Source organism: Phycicoccus avicenniae, assembly GCF_050496545.1.
GTDB classification, from domain to species: Bacteria; Actinomycetota; Actinomycetes; order Actinomycetales; family Dermatophilaceae; genus Phycicoccus; species Phycicoccus avicenniae_A.
This window is the reverse complement of the sequence record NZ_JBNVZV010000007.1, coordinates 133,247-149,953: the sequence shown is the minus strand read 5'-3', so window position 1 is coordinate 149,953 and position 16,707 is coordinate 133,247. Positions and strand designations below refer to the sequence as shown.

Genomic DNA, 16,707 nt, shown 5'->3' with positions numbered 1-16,707 from the left:
AGATTGCCTTCTGCGATCCCGCGTGTCAAGGTCGTCGCGTGACGACGCGGACTCGGGAGACCTTCCACCACGGGGACCTAAGGGCCGCCCTCGTCTCCGCAGCGCGGGCCGAGCTGACCCGAGTCGGAGTCTCCGAGTTCAGCCTGCGTGCCGTCGTCCGTGCGGTCGGGGTGGCCCCGAGCGCCGTCTACCACCACTTCTCCGATCGGGACGCATTGCTGGGCGAGGTCGCCACGGATGGTTTCCGCGACCTGGCCAAGGACATGGAGGCTGCGGTGGAGAGGGCCCCGGGCCCCCTCGAGCGGGTGGAGGCCACCGGCCGCGCCTACCTCGTGTTCGCCGCGGAGCACCCGGCGCTCTTCGACCTGATGTTCGCCGCGCGCGACCGGGAGGCCCGCCCGACTTTCGAGGACGGCCGACCCGGTCCGGCGCAGGTGCTGGCGCGTGAGCTCGACCGGTGTGTCGAGGTCGGCGTAGTGCGGCAGCAGGTCCGCGCGACAGCCGAGGACCTGCTGTGGCCTGCGGTGCACGGCCGAGCGCTCCTCGAGCGCGAGGGGAGGCTCTCGGCCGACGAGGCGTCACGCACCCGTTTCTTCAGCGCCGTCCGTGCGTCGCTCGGAGCGGCCTGAGCAGATGGCGCCCTTTCGAGCCGAGGGGGCTGCCATCAATGCTCCGGTCGACGGACGCGAACCGATGGAGCCGACGCCACCCGAGACGGCCCGCTCCCCTGGGTGAGACCAGAGTCGGCACTGGAAGGCTTGGGTTGCACAGAGTCGTCCGGAGCGGTGGCGGCGTCGGCGCCACGGTCAGGGGGACCGGTCCTCGTGGCACCCCGCCCACTCATTGCTGGGTCCACGAGCTAGCACCGAGCGCGGCATGGGCGCCCCGGATCGAGATCGGTCGTGGCGGACCTGCCGCGAGGGACGCGTCGCACGCGGCGGTGCCACGCACGGCTCAACCTTTCGGCTGACCCGTGCGTAGTAGGGGGTGAGACGCTTGACGAAGGGGCCGCGGTGGGAACTGGCAAGAAGGCCGAACGTGATGCAGCGTTCGCGGAGTTCGTCACCGCCTCGACCGCGTCGCTGATGCGCACGGCGCGCCTGCTCAGCGGCTCCCCCGATGCGGCGCACGAGCTCGTGCAGGCCACCCTCGTCAGGACCTATCTCGCCTGGGACCGGGTCCGCGAGGAGGACGCCCTGCCCTACGCCCGACGCATCCTGGTCAACCTTCGCACCGATGGATGGCGCAGGAGGCGGGGCGAGGTCGTCGTGGCCCAACCTCCCGACCGTCGTCATGAGGACGGGACGGGCCCGGAGGACCGTGACGAGATCGTCCGGCTCCTGGCCGCGCTGCCCGAGCGTCAACGGCGGGTGGTCGTCCTCCGGTACTACCACGACCTGAGCGAGCAGGCCGTCGCGCAGATCCTCGGCGTCTCCGTCGGCACGGTGAAGAGCTCGGCGTCCCGCGGGCTGGCCGCGCTGCGCGCCGCCCGTTCCGGTATCGACCCCAAGGAGGGCAGCCTGCGATGAGCACCCACTTCGAAGACGTCCTGCGGTCCGAGCTGCACGCAGCCGTCGCGGACGCTACGACCGAGGACTGGTTTGACCCGGGCGCGGTCATCGCGGCCGGCGAACGGGCCGCGGTGCACCGGCGCTGGCGGCGCACCGCCGCCGCGGCGCTCTGCGGTGTCGCCATGGCCGCGCTCGGCCTTGGTGCCGCCGACCTCGGGCAGCCGAGAGCAGCCACCGTCCAGGCCGCCCGTACGCCGACGAGCGGCCCCTCGGCCGCACCACGTGCGGCCACACCGAGTGTCAACCCCGGGACCTTCGGTGAGGTGTCACGCTTGCGGCCGTCCGGGTCGGAGTCTGAGTACCAGGTCCGTGGGGTCACCTCCGCCGGGCGGCGGCTGGCAGCCCTTTCGACCAGCGAGGGACGGGCCGTGTCCGCCGTGGTCACCGACGTCGACGAGCCTCCCGTCGACATCGTCGACGGGATCCGGCCGATGGCCGTTCTCGTGACCCACGAGCCGCTGTCCACCGTCCGGCTGGGCGATCGAGGACCGGTCCTGACCCAGGTGACGTCCGCACCCGTGCCCGGAAGCCCGTGGTGGCTGAGCACCGCCGAACTGCCCAGCACGTGGCTACAGGCGTGGCCAGAGATGCACTGGACCACCCGTGCCGGCGGGCTCGGCATCACTCCCGCTCCCCCCTCGGTGATCACCGAGGTCCCGGGCTTGGAGGGCGACCAGGGCTGGCAACCCATCACCGTCCGCTTCACGTCCCGACCGTCGCTCGGCGGACCACTCGTGAACGTCGAGCACGCGGCCGGGTCCGACATGCGCTCCGCACCGATGCTGGCACTCCTGCCACCATCCCCCGGTACCTTCGTGCGCGGGGACGGCGGCGACTACGCCTCCGTTTACGGACTCACCACGTCGGAGCCGATGTCGATCACTCCCGTCGGTGACCGTCCGAGCCGCTTCACGCGAGGATGGCGATCCACCAGCGTCGAGCTGCGGGACGGCCTGTGGGCGACCGCGATCCAGCTCACCGGGATGGACGACAGCAGTGTCGACCCGCTGCGGAGCATCGCGTGGACCGACGCCTCAGGCGCGCGACACTCGACGAAGATCGCCCGCTGACCGCGTCCGGACCACCCCTGTCGGCCACGATCTCGAGGCCCGTCCGCGCTCACTGAGCCGTGGCGTCCGCTGGTCTCCCCGGGCCGGGTGTCGTCGGGAGGCGCAGCCTGAAGGCCGACCCCTGGTCGCCGACGAGCTCGAGCAGACCGTCGTGGCGCTCCGCAACCGCCGCGGCGATAGCCAGCCCGAGTCCATAGTGCGGATGCGCCGGATCCCGGACCCGGGTCGGGTCGCCCCGGGTGAACCGGTCGAAGATCTGGGCGCGCAGCGCGGACGGCACGCCGGGACCGTCGTCGGACACCTCGAGCACCGCGGAGCCCCCCTCGAGGTGGAGCCGGACCGCCACCCGTCCTGACGCGTGCCGCACCGCGTTGTCGAGGAGGTTGCGCACCAGCCGGCGCAGGTCCCTGGCATCACCGAGCACCGGCGCCGCGGATACCGCCCGGGTGTCGATCGTCACGCGGTTGCCCGCCGAGCAGCGAGACGCCTCCTCGAGCACGAGGGCGTCCAGGTCGAGCGGCTCCCGACGCACCGGGGTCATGCGCTCGCCGCGGGCCAGCTCGACGAGTGCGCCGACCAGCGACTCCATCTCGCCGACGCTCCCGAGGACGTCCTCCGCCAGCTCGGTCGTCCCGACCGCAGCGGGGTGCGCGAGGGCCACCTCGAGCCGGGCGCGCAGGGCCGTCACCGGACTCTGCAGATCGTGTGACGCGTCGGCGACGAAGGCTCGCTGACGTGCCGAGGAGTCGTCGAGCCGGGCCAGCATGGTGTTCATGGTCCGGGCCAGCCGGCCGACCTCGTCCTCGACGCCCGACTCCGGCACCCGGCGCCCCGCTCCCACCTCCGTCACGGCGTCGACCGCCCGAGTGACGGCGTCGACGCGGCGCAGCGCCCGGCCCGCGACGAACCAGGTGGCCGCCGCGAGCAGGGCCAGGGCGACCGGGAGGGTGACCACCAGGGTGTCGCGCAGGGTGGCGCCGGCCTCCCGGACCGACTCGGTGCTTCGCCCGACCACCACCGTGACGGGGCCGTCGGGGGTGTCGCGCGCACCCACCCAGAGGCGGTAGTTCTCGGTCTCACGGTCATCGGGGCCGTCGACGGTGCGCACGGCGAGCGGGGCCGCGGCGGACAGCGGCGCGACCAGGCCAGGCCGTCCGGCGATGTTGTCGGAGGAGGAGAGCACGATCCCGTGCCGGTCGAGCACCTGGGAGACCGACTCGTCGTCCGGCTGGTCGAGCACGCGGGGCACACCCCCTGCCGCGACGGCCTCGAGGAGCTCGCGCGCCCGGAGCCGTGATACCGAGTCACCGCCCTCGGTCAGCCGTGCCTCGAGGGTGGCGAGGAGGAGGACCGCGAGCGCGGCGAGCACGACCGCCGAGACCGCGGTGGCGAGCAGCGTGGTCCGCGCGCGCAGCGTGCGCACCTCAGCCGCCGTTCGGGTCGAGGCGATAGCCGACGAGGCGCACCGTCTCGATGCTCCGCCGCCCGAACGGCTCGTCGATGCGCATCCGCAGCTGGCGCACGTAGACCTCGACGATGTTTGGGTCGCCCTCGTAGGCGAAGTCCCAGAGGTGCTCGATGATCGTCGCCTTCGACACGACCTGGCCGGCGCGTCGCATGAGGAACTCCAGGAGCGCGAACTGGCGCGGGGTGAGCTCGACGGGTACCGGGCCACGGTGCACCCGGCGCGAGGCCGGGTCGAGCCGCAGGTCGCCCGCTGTCAGCACGGCCGGGCGCTCCGGGGTCCCGCGCCGGACGAGCGCCCGAACCCGGGCCAGGAGCACGACGTAGGAGAAGGGCTTGGCGAGGAAGTCGTCGGCGCCGGCGTCCAGGGCGCGCACCTCCTCCTCGGGCGCCGAGCGGGCGGTGAGCATGAGGATGGGTGTCCAGTTCCCTGCGGCGCGCAGATCGGCGCACAGCCGGTCGCCGGTGACGAGGGGCAGCATCACGTCGAGGACGAGCACGTCGTAGCTGTTCTCCGTCGCCAGCCAGCGGCCCTCGACCCCGTCGCCGGCCACGTCGACGGCGTACCCCTCCGCCTCCAGGCCGCGCCGCACGGCGGACGCGACCCGGACGTCGTCGTCCACGACGAGGATCCGCATGCCCCAGCGTCCCACGGGCCGGCTGAAGGCCCGCTGAAGCCGCGCTTCAGGGCCGCCTCAGCGCGTCCGGTCCATCGTGGAGCTCCCCGACCCGCGTCACACCGGCGCTCTTCGAAAGGATCAAGCCGATGTCGTTCTCCAGCAGCCCGACCCACCGTGCAGGCACTCTCCTGGTCGCAACGGCCCTGGTGGCCGGCGTCGCGGCCGCCGCTCCCGCATCGGCAGCCCTTGGCTCCCACGGCAAGCACCACGGCCAGTCCTGCCGTCAGCCCGGTGGCCACCGGCTGCCGCAGGGCAGCCGCCCCGTGCACCTCGACCCGGCGGACTTCACGACCCGGATCGACAACCCCTACTGGCCGATGCGCCCGGGCACGACCTGGCGGTACACCGAGACCTCAGGTGGCGAGACCGCCCGGGTCACCATCACCGTGACGAACCGCACGCGGGTGATCCAAGGGGTCACCGCGCGGGTGGTCCACGACAGCGTCCGCTCCGGCGGCGAGCTCGTCGAGGACACCTACGACTGGTACGCCCAAGACAAGGGGGGCAGCATCTGGTACCTGGGCGAGGCGACGAAGACCTTCGAGAACGGTCAGGTCGTCAGCACCGAGGGGTCATGGGAGCACGGGAAGGACGGCGCCCAGGCCGGGGTGGCGGTGCCCGCCCGTCCGGTGCCCGACTGCGGGTATCGCGAGGAGTACCGCGCCGGCGTCGCCGAGGACCAGGCGCGCGTGCTGTCGACGCGCGAGCCGCTGCGGGTCGGCACGACGCTTTACCGGAACGTCCTGCACACGGCCAACACCACACCCCTGCACGCGGACCTGCTCGAGAACAAGTTCTACGCCCGGGGTCTCGGACCGGTCATGGAGGTCGACCTCTCCCCCGAGATCGGAACGGTCGTCCTCACCGGGGTGACCCACCCCTGAGAGCCGACCCGGCACGCGCGGCCCTACCGGTGTCGCGCGTGCTGCGGGCGCGGGACCCCGAGGGCGTCGTAGTCCCATCCCTCCGACGTCGCCCGGGCCCGCCCGGCGGCCACCTGGAACTGCGAGATCCCACCGTCCTGCCACGGCCCCCGGCTCCCCCGGGCCACCGCCGACGCGGCCTTCGGCGGCACCCCGAGCTCGCGGCGAACCACCTCGAGGGGTCGATCAGCGACCTCGAACCAGTCGAGGGCGAGGAAGTCGTGGCTGCCCTCGGTCAGGGCACCCCGGCGCATGGCGTCGCCCAGCCGTTCGGGCATCCCCCGTGCGGCGAGATGCCCGGGATCGGCGACGAAGAGACCCAGGCCGGTCTCGACGAACCCGGTCTCGAAGAGGGAGACGACCATCGCGAGCAGGCTGAAGGCGCGGGGGTCGTCGTTGGCCCGGGCGATGTAGCCGAAGACCTCGACCTCGTTGTCCACGGTCGTGCCGTAGTCGGCCAGGACGTGAACCCAGTCGTGCTGCGCGAGCAGCGGCGGCGCGGATCCCGCCGCGCCGGGGAAGGAGAACCCCCGGGACCGGTAGAAGTCGTGCACCCCCTCCCGATCGTCCCGGCCGGGAGGTCACCCAGGGACCGCCAGCGAGCGACGAGCCGCGCGTCGGCCTCGCTCGGTACCCACGCCGAGGTGGGTGGAGCGTCGGTGAGCAGCGAGCCGGGGTCGGCGGCCCCGAGGTGCCCGAGCCGGTCGAAGTCGCGCACCGCCAGGTCCCACCCGCCGTCGGAGAACGAGGCGACGACGTCGAGGAGCTTCCCGTCGAGCGAGAGCTCCTCGACGAAGCGCGCGACGCGGGACATGGCCTGCGGGTCAGGCGGTCGCCGGACGAGGGCGCCGAGGAGCATCACCTGCCCCACGCGCTCCCGGAAGGCCCGGTTGCGACGGGCCATCGCCATGGCGAAGCCGTTCGGCGACAACGGTTCCGGGGTTGGTAGGTCGTCGACGCCGGTCATCGACGACGTGACCGCTCGCAGCAGCACGTCCTGCAATGGCGAGAGGCCGGCCGCCGTGCCACCGACGGCCGCCACGAGGCCCCGCCAGATCATCCCCACCTCCGCGGGGTCGGGCGGGGTGAGCAACGTGTCCGCCGGGGTGGGCAGGGGAACCGGCACATGACCACCCCATCCCGCGGCCGGTCGCGTGTCAAGACCGACCGGTTGGGGCCTGCCCCGTCAGGAGGGCCGCTCGGTCATCCCAGCGGCACCCGGCGCCCCCGACCCGCGGGTGGTGTATCCGAGCGCGAGCCCGAGTCCGGCCGGCCCGAGGACGAGGAGCAGGTCGAACCAGCCGAGGACGAGCAGGTCCTCCACGTAGACCGTGAGCTCGGGACCGGGGCCCCCCTGTGGCAGGAAGGGGAGCCCGAGCGCGACCACGACACCGACGAGCCCCCAGAGCGCGGCGGCCGAGCGCAGCGGCGGCCGGTACCGGCCGTCGACGAGCCCTCCGAAGCCGGCGGCGAGCGCGAGCGCGCCGAAAGCCGCGAGACCGGCCCCGATGTTCGCGCCGATGACCGGGCCGGAGGTGGCGTCGACGAGCTCGAGCACCCCCCAGGCGATGCCCAGGAGGGCGAGCGAGCGCAGGACGAGGGCGATGAGGAAGGTCATGCCCGAGGGTCCCGCGTGGTGCCGACTGACGCCTGAGTACTGCTACCCGTCCGCGACGACTCCTCGGGCGCGCATCTCAGACGTCCCGACGGAGCAGGCCGGCCAGCGCGCCGCCGACGGCGAGGGCGAGCCAGGTCCCGAACACGAGGGCCCCGGGGCCCGGGTCCAGCCGGTCGGCGGATTCGGTGATCGAGGTGAAGGCCGCGCCGGCGTTGGACGGGAGGTAGCGCAGCGCGTCTTGCCAGTCGTCCGGGAGGAGCAGGGCACCGAACCCCGGGACGACCAGGACCAGACCGACAAGCCATCCGATGCCCTGCCCGATGCTGCGGGTGAGCATCCCGAGGCATACCCCGAGTGCGCCGATCCCGGTGAGGTACAGCGCGGTCCCGATGACGGCCCGCGGCACACCCGGGTCGGACCAGGCGGCCACGTCCGCGTCTCCTGCCGTGAGCACCGCGGTTCCGAGAGCCCAGGCCGCGAGCGTGGCGACCATGACGACGGGCAGGACAACGGTCAGGAACGCCCCGATCCGTGCCAGGAGAACACCGATCCGCCGAGGTGCTGCGGCCATCGTCGTCCGGATCATGCCGCTGCCGTACTCCCGTGCCCCGACGAGGACCCCGAGGATGCCGACGACGAGGACCCCGGGCGTCTGCCCTGCGAGGACCGTCGTCAGCGGGTCTCCGCCCGCGAACCCCGGTCCCGGACCACCGCCGGGTGCGACCGACTCCACCTGGCCGGTTGCCGTCGCCGAGGCCACGAGCCCGATGACGACCATGAGCGCGGCCAGCGCCCCGAGCGTCAGCAGGTTGGAGCGGACGGTGACGAACCGCAGCAGCTCGGACCTCAGCAGGCGTGTGCCGGTGAGCCTGAGCCCTGCGGCGGCCGTCGTAGGGGTGGTGGCCGGTGGTGCGGCCGCGTTCGGCGTGCTCATGCGGCACTCTCCTTTGTGCCGCCGCGGTACTCGACGGCGTCGCGGGTCAGGGTCATGAAGGCCTCCTCGAGGGAGACCCGCCGGGTGGTCAGCTGGTGCAGCGGTAGGCCGTGCTCGGCCGCGAGGTCGCCGATGTCAGCCGCCGCGATCCCCCGGACCTCGAGGCCTCCCCCGCCGACTGCGGTCACCTCGACCCCGGGACGAGCCAGCCGGCGGGCCAGCTCGGCGTCCCGCGGGCTGCTGACCTCGACCAGCTCACCGGACGTGCCGGCGATGAAGTCGCGCATGGACGTGTCGGCGAGCACCTTGCCGTGGCCGACGACGACGAGGTGGTCGGCCGTGAGCTCCATCTCGCTCATGAGGTGTGAAGAGATCAGGACGGTGCGACCTTCGTCGGCGAGCGTGCGAGCCAACCTGCGGATCCACGTGATGCCGTCCGGGTCCAGACCGTTGACGGGTTCGTCGAGCATGACGACCGGTGGATCGGCAAGCAGGGCGGTGGCGATCCCGAGACGCTGGCCCATCCCGAGGGAGAACGCACCAGCGGACCGGCTCGCCACCGAGGTCAGACCGGCCAGCTCAAGCACCTCATCGACGCGGCGCGCGCCCACGCCGATGGCCGCACCGACAACGCGCAGGTGGTTGCGAGCCGAACGGCTACGGTCGAACGCCTTGCCGTCGAGGAGGGCGCCGACGTGAGCCATCGGGGCCGGGGACTCGCGGTAGTCGCGTCCGTCGACCGTGGCGCGCCCCGACGTGGGGCGGTCGAGACCGAGGACGAGGCGCATCGTCGTCGACTTGCCGGCCCCGTTCGGGCCCAGGAAACCGGTGACCCGTCCGGGGTGCACGGTGAAGCTCATGCCGTCGAGGGCGGTGGTGTCGCCGTAGCGCTTGACGAGGGAGTCAACGACGATCATCGCAGGCGCCCGGGGAGTGAGGAGACCATTGACTGATCCTGCGACCGGAGCGCGGTCGTCGTCGTCAGCCCGGTGGGGTGTCCTCGACGTACCGCAGGCGCGGTACCGCTCAGCCCTCGCCGACGCGGACCAGACCGGTCTGGTAGGCCAGGACCACGAGCTGGGCGCGGTCGCGTGCGCCGACCTTGGCCATCGCCCGGTTGACGTGCGTCTTGACGGTTGCCGGCGACAGGACCAGCCGCTGGGCGATCTGGTCGTTACTCAGCCCGTGCCCGACGAGGCCGACCACCTCGCGCTCGCGGTCGGTGAGCGCTGCGAGCGCGGTGTCGGTGACGTCGCGGCTGGCCGCCATCGGGGTCGCGAGGTAGCGCGCGATGAGACTGCGGGTGGCCTTCGGTGAGAGCAGCGAGTCCCCGGCGGCGACCGTGCGCAGGGCGTCGAGCAGCGCGGCCGGGCCGACGTCCTTGCCGAGGAAGCCCGCGGCCCCGGCGCGCAGGGCGGCCAGGACGTGGTCGTCGGCCTCGAAGGTCGTCAGCACGAGGACGTGCACGCCGTCGAGGTCGGGGTCACCACTGATCTGTTCGGTGGCGCGCAGGCCGTCCAGGCCGGGCATGCGGACGTCCATGAGGACCACGTCAGGACGGAGGGACCGCGCGGCGGCGACGGCCTCGTGCCCGTTCGCGGCCTCGGCGACGACCACGAGGTCGGGAGTGGACCCGATGAGCGCCGCGAAACCGGCCCGGATGAGCGCCTGGTCGTCGGCGAGGACAACACTGACGCGCCCCGGGTCCTTCGTCGCCCCACGCGATGCTTCGCCGCTCACCCCCGCTCCCCCACGGGCAGCACGGCCCGGATCCTGAACCGTCCATCGACAACCCCGGCCTCGAGAACGCCGCCCACCAAAGCCACCCGCTCCCGCATCCCCACCAACCCGTGCCCTCCAGCAGGTTCGGCCGGCACATCCTCCGGCACGCTGGTCGGGCCGGGCGGGGTCACGTCGTTCACGACCTCGAGCACGACGCGGTCCGTTGCCTGCCGCGTGCTGATGACCGCCCGCCCAGCGCCGTGGCGGGCTGCGTTGGTCAGGGCCTCCTGGACCAGCCGGTACAGGTGGAGATCATCGCCGGGGGTGCCGCCGAGCGGTGGCCCCTCGTGGGTCCAGGTGACCTCGAGCCCACCGGAACGCGCGGCCTCGACGAGGGCGCCGAGGTCGTCCACCCGCGGCGCCGGAGAGGTCGGAGCCGGCTCGGCCGGCTCCGCTGGACTGCGCAGCAGTCCGACGAGCGCACCCATCTCGCGCAGCGCCCGGGCACTCGCGGCGCGCACCTGGGCCAGCGCCGCTGTTGCCGCCGAGGGGTCACTCGCCGCGAGATGCTCGGCGACGCCGGCTTGGACGTTGACGACCGCGAGGTGGTGCGCGACGACGTCGTGCAGCTCGCGCGAGATGCGCAGCCGCTCCGCGGCAACGCGCCGATCCGCCTCCTGCTCCCGGCTCTCCTCCGCCTGACGGGCCCGATCGAGGGCGGCGCGCAGGACCTCGCGGTTGCTCCGGGCGGCGTCACCGAGGGCAGCCGCCAGGCCGCACCACGCGATCACGGCGTAGGACACCGGATCGCGAGCCGCGAGAAACCCTCCGCGGTCAAGGAGCACGAGCGTGAGCCCCATTGTCGCGAGGGTGCAGGCCAGCGCGGCACGCCGGCCACCGTGCGCGGCCACCGCGTAGAGCGCGGCCACGGCCGCCGGCAGGCCGCGCCCCACCGCGACGGACGGGATGGGGACGACGGCCGCCGTCAGCGCGATGACCCACGCGAGCACCGGGCGGATGCGCCGCAGCAGCAGAGCAGCACAGCCGACCGCCAGCAGGGCCACGACCGTCGGCGTGGCCGGCGGCAGGGTGACCGCCACCGTGTCGGGCGTCGCGGGCACGGCCAGGAGGGACAAGACGAAGACGGCGGTGGCGATCCCCGCGTCGACCGCCCGCGGGTGCCCTGCCATCCACCCGCGCAGTCCCGAGGTCATGGTGGCAGCGTAGGCCGCCACCGGCGAGACTCCCCCGACCCACGGCGCTCCGCAGGCGGTGACAGGCCGCGCGGCGCTCCGCCCGTGAGCGCCACGCCATGGCGTGGGCGGTCGGGCGGGCCTATCGTGGCGGCATGCGCATCGGCATCCTCGGCAGCGGCGAGGTCGGTCGGAGCCTGGCCCGCGGACTGGCCCGGCACGGTCACGACGTCCGGATCGGCACGCGGCAGGAGCGGGTCGAGGACCTGCCGGTGGGCGCGCCGGCCGAGGTCGTCACCGGCGCAGACCTGGTTTTCCTGTCGGTCCTCGGCACGGCCGCCGTTGACGTCGTCACCTCCCTGCGCGAGCCGCTCGCGGGTCAGGTCGTGGTCGACACCACCAACCCCCTTGACTTCTCCGCCGGGCGGCCCGAGCTGTTCGTCGGGCACACCGACTCGCTCGGGGAGCAGGTGCAGCGGGCCATCCCCGACAGCTTCGTGGTCAAGGCCTACAACACGGTCGGGAACGCCCTCATGGTCGACCCCGACCTTCCCGCCGGCCCACCGTCGATGTTCATCGGCGGGGACGACGACGCGGCCAAGACGGTGGTCAGCGACCTCCTCGGGGCCACAGGATGGGACGTCGCTGACCTCGGAGGGATCGAGGTCAGCCGCTACCTCGAACCCATGTGTCTCGCCTGGGTCCTGTACGGCGCGCGCTACGGCACCTGGGATCACGCCTTCCGACTCCTGAGGCGCTGACGAGGCGACGGCCGGCTCATCCCGCAGTGCGCGGCAGCGTCCATGCCTTGCGTGTCCGGCCGGAGCGGAACATGCTCAAGGCAGGTGGTGGCCTCGACGACGGGATGGGCACAGATGGACCCGAGCTGGCCTGCGAACCTGACGCCTCGGCTCGAGGAGCTCTACCGTGACCTGCACCGGCACCCGGAGCTGTCTTTCCAGGAGCGTCGCACCGCCGAGATCGTGACGGCCTGGGTCCGGGGCCTCGGCTACGAGGTGCATGAGCGAATCGGCGGGACCGGCGTCGCCGCCGTGCTCGCCAACGGCGACGGCCCGGTGATCGCCCTGCGAGCAGACATGGACGCCCTCCCGGTGCTCGAGGCCACCGGCCTCGAGTACGCGAGCACCGCGCGCGCCACCGACGCCGCCGGCGCCGAGGTACCGGTGATGCACGCGTGCGGGCACGACATGCACGTCACCTGCCTGCTCGGTGCGGCAGCCACCCTGGCCTCGACCCGCGCCCAGTGGGCCGGCACCCTCGTGCTGCTCTTCCAACCCGCGGAGGAGACCGCGCAGGGCGCCCAGGCCATGCTCGACGACCGGCTCTACGACCGCGTCCCCCGCCCGCACGTCGTCCTCGGCCAGCACGTCGCCCCCCTTCCGGCCGGATACCTCGGCCTTCGACCCGGGCCATCCTGGGCGGCCTCGGACAGCCTGCGCATCACCCTGCACGGCGCCGGCGGGCACGGCTCGCGTCCCGAGACCACGGTCGACCCGGTACTGCTGGCCGCGAGCACCGTCCAACGCCTGCACACCATCGTTTCCCGCGAGGTCCCCGCCGCCGACACCGCCGTCCTGACCGTCGGGGCCTCCCGGTCCGGCACGAAGGCCAACATCATCCCGGACAGCGCCGAGCTCCTCGTCAACATCCGCAGCTACACCCCGGAGGTCCGCAATCGGGTACTCACCGCCTTGCAGCGGGTCGTCGCCGGCGAGGCGGCCGCCGCGGGCACGCCTCGACCGCCCGAGATCGAGCATCTCGAGAGCGCGCCCACCCTGACCAACGACCCCGCCGCGACCGAACGCACCGTCGCCGCCCTGGAGCAGGTTGTCGGCCCCGGACACGTCGTCGACCACGGACCCCTGCCGAGCAGCGAGGACGTCCCCCACCTCGCCGACGCCGTCGACGCCCCCCTGACCTTCTGGCTCCTCGGCGGCGCTGACCCCGCACTGTTCGCCACCGCCCGCTCCGCCGAGGACGTCCGAGCCATCACCGCTATACAGCCCTCCAACCACTCCCCCTCCTACGCCCCTGTCCTTCAACCCACCATCACGATCGGTGTCCGGGCACTGACCGCGGCAGCCCGGGCCTGGCTCGCCGGGCCTGCATGACGTCCTCTGCGTCGACGGTCGGGGGAACGGTTGTCACAGGCGCCGAGGAGGCCTCGTCCGGATGCGGTCGCGTTCGGACTCACCGGGCCGGACACCGACGGACGCGTGGGGTGTTCGGCGTTGCCGTCGCCTCGCGGGGCGGTCGCGAACTCTGAGGACGCATCAGACGCTGTCACCAGCGACCGTCGGCTCGCCACGGGCGCGGACGGTCCACCCAACCGCCGTCGTGCGGCCACGGATCTGCGCTGTCCTCATCGTTCTCGTCCGCTCTGGGCTCCAGCAGACGGGCCTTCGACAGGAACGTTCGCTTGTTCCCGTCGACGCTCCGATACACGTAGCGCACCGTCGCGGGACGTTCCCACGCGAACCTCCTTGGAACGTTGAGGTCCGCGCTCGCGGACTGACCAGGAAGCAGAGATCCGAGGTACACACCCGGAGGCTCAGGCGCCGACACAACGGCTCCGTCGTCGTTCAGGAGGCAGCAGGAGACGTCGGTCAGCGGCTGCGAACCGGCATTGGTGACCTCTACGCGGAACCACCGTGACGAACCGGCAACCCTCACCAGCGGACTCGTCACCAACACTCCGCCTTGCCCGGTCTGGCCTCGCGTCCGCACCGACCGTCTTGCCGATCGCGGCGGCCGACGGTGTCGCCGCCAGGAGCCAGCGATGACCCCCCAGTAGATCGCCAGAGCAACCGCGAGAACACCCAGATAGAACACTCCCTGCTCCCACCACATCACGCCACCTGACCGACCGCTCCGACCAGCACACCACCTCGCGGACACCGTTCTCCGTGCGGCGGCTGTGCGCGCAGGCCGATGGTGTCGAACCGACGAAGCCGGTGCCACCTCCGCTCGCCTGCGGAGCGGAACAGCCGGTTCGTCGGACGTCGCAGAGCCGACCGGTACAACCCCCACGTCGCGCTGTTCTTGCGCACCGTCCAGTGCGACGTCGGCAACGCCGCGAACACCAACGCATGCCGCGTGCGGCCCGATGTCCCGAGGATGGGCCCAGGCAGAGCCCTGCCTCTTCCTGAGCTGCCCCAACCGCTCGAGGGCCGGACGGCCCCTCGTTCGAGGACGAGCAACCGCGCGTCTCCCGGCATCCCCGGGCTGTGACCCATGAGCAACAGGGTGGCGCGCACTCCCCGTAACGTCAATGGCTCACCGAAGGGGCCTAATACAACGTCCACCCCGGGCTCGGTCCTCGAGCAGGTGCGAGCTCCCGAGGAGGCACAGAGGGAGCGGGGCCACGGCGTCCTCGGAGGGATCCACCACCATCTGCAGCCTCGAGCAGAGCCGACCCGGCCGGTCGGTGTCGCACCACCGCCTCAACCCTGCTATATCGGGCCCCTGATGCTTCAGTCGAGTGTTCGAGGGGCAGTTCGGGCTGGATCCGCGGTCGACCCCTTCGCGACCCGCAGGCTCAAGAGCGCACCTGCCGCGTTACGACGAACGCCGCAACCACCGCGTGTTCGTCGGGTGCCAGGAGAAGTAGGCACCAGGGCAGACCTGAACGCGCGGCAATCGTGATCAGCCGAACGTTCTCGTGGGGTGTGGCGGCCAGCTGAGTGGCAGCGTCTTCCAGCCCGATCGTGGTCAGCCCGACGGCTTCGGCTTGCTGCGAGCGCCTGCGAAGTGTGGCCAGCAGGTGCGCGCTGTCGACGTGATGGTCCAGAAGGATGCCGGCGCCCAGGTCCGTGTCCGGCGCGGCCAGTGCGGCGAGGCACGTCGCGATTGCGGGCCCGGACGACGCCACCAGCAGCGCGCGAACCTCATCACGAGTCACGACGACAGTTTGGGCCATGCCGGCTCCCTTGAGAATCCCTGAGAAGTGCGCGTCGCCCGTCCGGATCGCCAGCGAGCCCGCTTCGACGCACCACGGACCGGTGCTGCCAGGTCCCCCGTAGACCGGGAGATCGGCGGCTGGGCTCGGTCCCCTCTGCGGCCGCACTTCGTGCACGCACACGGAGCTCGACCGCCGTCGACGACGTCGGGCCCCGCATGACCCGAATGGCGAGAGCGGCAGCGGATCTGAAGTACGCGGGATGCGAGCATGCCAGAGCCTGGCCTGCGGCGTCGTGGTCACGTCGACGGCCGGCGCGAGGGCTCGTGGCTAGGCCACACAGCCGCCCAGCGGCCAGCCGCCGGCCTCACATGGCGAATTACCCTCGCACAGAGTCGATCCCGAAGAGGCCTAGAAGTCCGGTGTTGCGGCTGACGCGACGAGCCGGACGGTGCATCGTCCTTCAACCAACGAAATGGCGGCCACGTCGCAAAGGTAGTGGGCCATCCACAGCCCACGTCCGTCAGTGGCCTCGAGATCCGGAGACAGCAGCCCCGCGAACGGGTCTGTGGGCCCAGGACCCTCGTCGGTGACAGTCACGACCACCCTCCCCGGAGAGCCCCAGGCCCGGACCGTCACCGGGGGGCGACCGTGACGTTGCGCGTTCGCCACAACCTCACTCACCGCCAGCACCAACCCGCTCTCCGGGACACCGAAACGGGTTGCCAGGCGAGCCACCGCTTGCCGCGCCGCACCAAGCACGGGATCCGTCAGAACCAGAGCGGGGGCGGTGACCTCCAGTCGGTCTGTCGTTCGTCCCGTCCATTCCTCGAGGAACGCCACCGGGGGCACGTACTCGCTGGCGGAGACCTGTCGACCGTCGGATGCAGTGTGGAACGGGTGCACGCGGGCCGCGTCCGACAGCACGATCGGCGTCGAGGTCCGAGTGTCGTACGTGCACAGAGCAAGCGCCGGAAGGTCGGCCAAGAAGTGGTTGCACGAGGCCTCGTACCGCGCCCACCCATCCCACGCTTGAATGTTGTGGCTCGGTAGGTCGCCCACCAGCCGGACCCGCGCTGACCCTGCCTGGATGTAGTCGCTCACCAACGTGCGATAGCCGCTCAATGCGCTCAACGGGTCGCGGTAGTAGTTCGCCCCCAGCTTCCGCGCATCCAATCCAACACCCGCCGAGGTCAGCAGCGCCTCCTGCTCCATCGACAGCGCGAGGACAACAGGCTCGCCGCGGGCGATCCCGTCCCCGATGAAGACGCCCATCTGATCCACGAACTGCTCGTCCGAGGAATAGATCGCCGCGCCGTGGTGGTAACCGTCCCCCTCCGACCAGCCGGCAGCGACCGGGTGGCCCGTCATCGGCGTCGTCCGCTCCAGCAAGGGCGCACACGCATGATGCGTTCTGCGCGACCACGGCGAGGCGTCCACCACTCCAGCGCCGCCATCCCGACGCACGACCCCGGCACCCCGGACTCGACGGGACGACGACACGGCAGATAAGGCCTCGCCGTCGGTGAGCCCATCGGACCTCCTCCCGAGGTTCGCGCACCACGATAGAGCCACGCCGGAGCGCTGTGGGCAACGCCGGCCGCTTCGTCGAA

Annotated in this window: 16 protein-coding genes; 6 read left to right on the top strand and 10 right to left on the bottom strand. The window is 72.2% G+C overall.

All coding sequences use genetic code 11. From position 1 onward, the window contains the following. Positions 1–38 precede the first annotated feature (38 nt). From ACQZ2A_RS08410 to ACQZ2A_RS08400, 3 genes are all read left to right on the top strand, one after another. Entirely contained in the window at positions 39–629 is a 591-nt protein-coding gene (locus ACQZ2A_RS08410) for a TetR/AcrR family transcriptional regulator (protein ID WP_430209467.1), read from the top strand. 384 nt (positions 630–1,013) lie between these two features. Continuing rightward, positions 1,014–1,529, top strand: coding sequence for a SigE family RNA polymerase sigma factor (locus tag ACQZ2A_RS08405; protein WP_430209466.1), 516 nt, complete (start codon positions 1,014–1,016; stop codon positions 1,527–1,529). A 419-nt stretch (positions 1,530–1,948) separates the two neighbouring features. Further along, a complete protein-coding gene (locus tag ACQZ2A_RS08400) occupies positions 1,949–2,641 on the top strand; it encodes a hypothetical protein (protein ID WP_430209463.1) in 693 nt (230 codons plus the stop codon). 49 nt (positions 2,642–2,690) lie between these two features. Here ACQZ2A_RS08400 and ACQZ2A_RS08395 read toward each other — a convergent pair whose 3' ends face one another. Both ACQZ2A_RS08395 and ACQZ2A_RS08390 read right to left on the bottom strand, forming a co-directional pair. Further along, positions 2,691–4,064: a sensor histidine kinase gene (locus ACQZ2A_RS08395; protein ID WP_430209461.1), complete on the bottom strand. Its 1,374-nt coding sequence runs from the start codon at positions 4,062–4,064 to the stop codon at positions 2,691–2,693. Position 4,065: 1 nt separating this feature from the next. Then, positions 4,066–4,743: a response regulator transcription factor gene (locus tag ACQZ2A_RS08390; RefSeq protein ID WP_430209458.1), complete on the bottom strand. Its 678-nt coding sequence runs from the start codon at positions 4,741–4,743 to the stop codon at positions 4,066–4,068. 128 nt (positions 4,744–4,871) lie between these two features. Between ACQZ2A_RS08390 and ACQZ2A_RS08385 the strand changes: the two genes are divergently transcribed. Beyond that, on the top strand, positions 4,872–5,669 hold the full coding sequence (locus ACQZ2A_RS08385; RefSeq protein WP_430209456.1) for a hypothetical protein: 798 nt from the start codon (positions 4,872–4,874) through the stop codon (positions 5,667–5,669). Positions 5,670–5,692: 23 nt separating this feature from the next. Here ACQZ2A_RS08385 and ACQZ2A_RS08380 read toward each other — a convergent pair whose 3' ends face one another. The 6 genes from ACQZ2A_RS08380 to ACQZ2A_RS08355 all read right to left on the bottom strand — a co-directional run bounded on the left by ACQZ2A_RS08380 (position 5,693) and on the right by ACQZ2A_RS08355 (position 11,196). Next, positions 5,693–6,262: a hypothetical protein gene (locus tag ACQZ2A_RS08380; protein ID WP_430209455.1), complete on the bottom strand. Its 570-nt coding sequence runs from the start codon at positions 6,260–6,262 to the stop codon at positions 5,693–5,695. A 632-nt stretch (positions 6,263–6,894) separates the two neighbouring features. Then, the gene (locus ACQZ2A_RS08375) at positions 6,895–7,326 is read right to left on the bottom strand and encodes a hypothetical protein (RefSeq protein WP_430209454.1); all 432 of its coding nucleotides are present in this window, start codon (positions 7,324–7,326) and stop codon (positions 6,895–6,897) included. A gap of 76 nt (positions 7,327–7,402) precedes the next feature. Next, positions 7,403–8,260 (bottom strand): hypothetical protein, encoded by an 858-nt coding sequence (locus ACQZ2A_RS08370; RefSeq protein ID WP_430209452.1) that lies wholly within the window; start codon positions 8,258–8,260, stop codon positions 7,403–7,405. Continuing rightward, the gene (locus tag ACQZ2A_RS08365; protein ID WP_430209451.1) at positions 8,257–9,177 is read right to left on the bottom strand and encodes an ABC transporter ATP-binding protein; all 921 of its coding nucleotides are present in this window, start codon (positions 9,175–9,177) and stop codon (positions 8,257–8,259) included. The genes ACQZ2A_RS08370 and ACQZ2A_RS08365 overlap by 4 nt, the downstream gene beginning before the upstream one ends. A gap of 109 nt (positions 9,178–9,286) precedes the next feature. Further along, positions 9,287–10,000 carry a response regulator gene (locus ACQZ2A_RS08360; RefSeq protein ID WP_430209448.1) on the bottom strand — a complete coding sequence of 238 codons (714 nt, stop codon included), beginning with the start codon at positions 9,998–10,000 and terminating at the stop codon, positions 9,287–9,289. Beyond that, the gene (locus ACQZ2A_RS08355) at positions 9,997–11,196 is read right to left on the bottom strand and encodes a sensor histidine kinase (protein WP_430209446.1); all 1,200 of its coding nucleotides are present in this window, start codon (positions 11,194–11,196) and stop codon (positions 9,997–9,999) included. The genes ACQZ2A_RS08360 and ACQZ2A_RS08355 overlap by 4 nt, the downstream gene beginning before the upstream one ends. A gap of 134 nt (positions 11,197–11,330) precedes the next feature. Between ACQZ2A_RS08355 and ACQZ2A_RS08350 the strand changes: the two genes are divergently transcribed. Together ACQZ2A_RS08350 and ACQZ2A_RS08345 are read left to right on the top strand one after the other, a co-directional pair. Further along, positions 11,331–11,936: an NADPH-dependent F420 reductase gene (locus tag ACQZ2A_RS08350; protein WP_430209443.1), complete on the top strand. Its 606-nt coding sequence runs from the start codon at positions 11,331–11,333 to the stop codon at positions 11,934–11,936. Between the two features lie 114 nt (positions 11,937–12,050). Further along, positions 12,051–13,307 carry an amidohydrolase gene (locus tag ACQZ2A_RS08345; RefSeq protein WP_430209440.1) on the top strand — a complete coding sequence of 419 codons (1,257 nt, stop codon included), beginning with the start codon at positions 12,051–12,053 and terminating at the stop codon, positions 13,305–13,307. Between the two features lie 1,427 nt (positions 13,308–14,734). Here the strand turns inward: ACQZ2A_RS08345 and ACQZ2A_RS08340 are convergent. Then, entirely contained in the window at positions 14,735–15,115 is a 381-nt protein-coding gene (locus ACQZ2A_RS08340) for a hypothetical protein (RefSeq protein ID WP_430209438.1), read from the bottom strand. A gap of 390 nt (positions 15,116–15,505) precedes the next feature. Beyond that, positions 15,506–16,465: an anti-sigma factor RsbA family regulatory protein gene (locus ACQZ2A_RS08335; protein ID WP_430209436.1), complete on the bottom strand. Its 960-nt coding sequence runs from the start codon at positions 16,463–16,465 to the stop codon at positions 15,506–15,508. Positions 16,466–16,707 lie beyond the last annotated feature (242 nt).

What these genes read in the sequence shown, in the direction of transcription:
- ACQZ2A_RS08345 (WP_430209440.1), top strand. Translation starts at nt 12,051, where the DNA reads ATGGACCCGAGCTGGCCTGCGAACCTGACGCCTCGGCTCGAGGAGCTC.
- ACQZ2A_RS08375 (WP_430209454.1), bottom strand. Translation starts at nt 7,326, where the DNA reads ATGACCTTCCTCATCGCCCTCGTCCTGCGCTCGCTCGCCCTCCTGGGC.
- ACQZ2A_RS08340 (WP_430209438.1), bottom strand. Translation starts at nt 15,115, where the DNA reads ATGGCCCAAACTGTCGTCGTGACTCGTGATGAGGTTCGCGCGCTGCTG.
- ACQZ2A_RS08335 (WP_430209436.1), bottom strand. Translation starts at nt 16,465, where the DNA reads ATGACGGGCCACCCGGTCGCTGCCGGCTGGTCGGAGGGGGACGGTTAC.
- ACQZ2A_RS08350 (WP_430209443.1), top strand. Translation starts at nt 11,331, where the DNA reads ATGCGCATCGGCATCCTCGGCAGCGGCGAGGTCGGTCGGAGCCTGGCC.
- ACQZ2A_RS08385 (WP_430209456.1), top strand. Translation starts at nt 4,872, where the DNA reads ATGTCGTTCTCCAGCAGCCCGACCCACCGTGCAGGCACTCTCCTGGTC.
- ACQZ2A_RS08355 (WP_430209446.1), bottom strand. Translation starts at nt 11,196, where the DNA reads ATGACCTCGGGACTGCGCGGGTGGATGGCAGGGCACCCGCGGGCGGTC.
- ACQZ2A_RS08390 (WP_430209458.1), bottom strand. Translation starts at nt 4,743, where the DNA reads ATGCGGATCCTCGTCGTGGACGACGACGTCCGGGTCGCGTCCGCCGTG.
- ACQZ2A_RS08370 (WP_430209452.1), bottom strand. Translation starts at nt 8,260, where the DNA reads ATGAGCACGCCGAACGCGGCCGCACCACCGGCCACCACCCCTACGACG.
- ACQZ2A_RS08365 (WP_430209451.1), bottom strand. Translation starts at nt 9,177, where the DNA reads ATGATCGTCGTTGACTCCCTCGTCAAGCGCTACGGCGACACCACCGCC.